General features: G+C 47.7%; 2 protein-coding genes. Both read right to left on the bottom strand.

The genetic code is table 11. The features are described 5' to 3' along the window. Positions 1-64 precede the first annotated feature (64 nt). Positions 65-772, bottom strand: coding sequence for a lipoprotein-releasing ABC transporter ATP-binding protein LolD (gene lolD, locus R8O70_RS25800; RefSeq protein ID WP_005456257.1), 708 nt, complete (start codon positions 770-772; stop codon positions 65-67). Continuing rightward, on the bottom strand, positions 765-1,165 hold a 401-nt coding region (locus R8O70_RS25795), incomplete at its 5' end, for an FtsX-like permease family protein (protein WP_318184532.1). The genes lolD and R8O70_RS25795, both read right to left, overlap by 8 nt.

Raw genomic sequence — 1,165 nt, 5'->3', positions numbered from 1 at the left:
TTGTTGCGCTTTTTCGCACGGCTAAAGCGTCCACCAATCATTAATGCTAAAGAAGAGAACAAAACTAGCCCTCCACCGATGCCGATTCGGTCATCAAACGATCCACCAGAAGGCCATCTTGCATGTGCATCTGACGGTCCATTTTTGCTGCGAGTTCGTTGTCATGCGTCACCACTAAAAAGGCGATGTTCGACTCTTTGTTTAGTTCACGCATCAAATCGTAAATCGCCAAAGCCGTATTGTGATCCAGATTACCAGTTGGTTCGTCAGCCAAAACTAAGTCAGGCTTGTTCACAAGAGCACGAGCAATGGCCACACGCTGGCGCTCACCACCAGACAGCTCTGATGGGCGGTGATCCATACGATGGCTCAAGCCCACTTTCTCAAGCAGCGCCTTTGCCGCCTGTTTAGCTTCTGTCACTTTAGTACCGCCAATCAGCAGTGGCATTGCGACATTTTCAAGTGCCGTAAAATCAGCAAGTAAGTGGTGAAATTGATACACAAAACCAAGATGTTTGTTGCGCAAAGCAGCCTGCTTATTGGAGCTTAACGCCGACAGGTTCTGCCCTAAAAAATCCACTTCACCTTGCGTTGCGTCGTCCAATGCGCCAAGGATATGAAGCAGCGTACTCTTACCAGAGCCCGATGAGCCAACAATAGAAACGAGCTCACCTTTATCGATATCAAAGCTCACGCCTTTCAACACTTCCGTATCCAAGGAACCTTCTCGGTATACTTTACGAATATCACGACATTCTAATAGCTTATTCATAGCGAAGTGCCTCAGCAGGTTTAACAGAAGATGCTCGGTAAGAAGGATAAACAGTAGCAGCCAGACTCAGAGCAATCGCTAGCACTACCACTAATAGAATTTGGAAAGAATCAATCACAATTGGCAAATGCCCGCCAAAGCTGAACAGAGCCACGCCAGCCGATTCCAAAATGGCGTTGAGGTTGAGTGACAACGCCACGCCAACCGCTCCGCCGACAATAGCCCCAATCACACCACTACTTGCGCCTTGCACCATGAAAATCGTCATGACTTGCGATTGCGTCATACCCTGCGTTTTCAAAATCGCGACTTCAGATTGTTTTTCCATCACCACCATGATCAAAGCAGAAATGATGTTAAACGCTGCAACGCCGACAATGAGACCCAGCATTA

Origin of the sequence: Vibrio sp. 779(2023), from assembly GCF_033344285.1 — a bacterium.
In the GTDB taxonomy this organism is placed as follows: domain Bacteria; phylum Pseudomonadota; class Gammaproteobacteria; order Enterobacterales; family Vibrionaceae; genus Vibrio; species Vibrio alginolyticus.
Note: the sequence above shows the minus strand (reverse complement) of the source record. Positions and strands in the feature narration are given on the sequence as shown.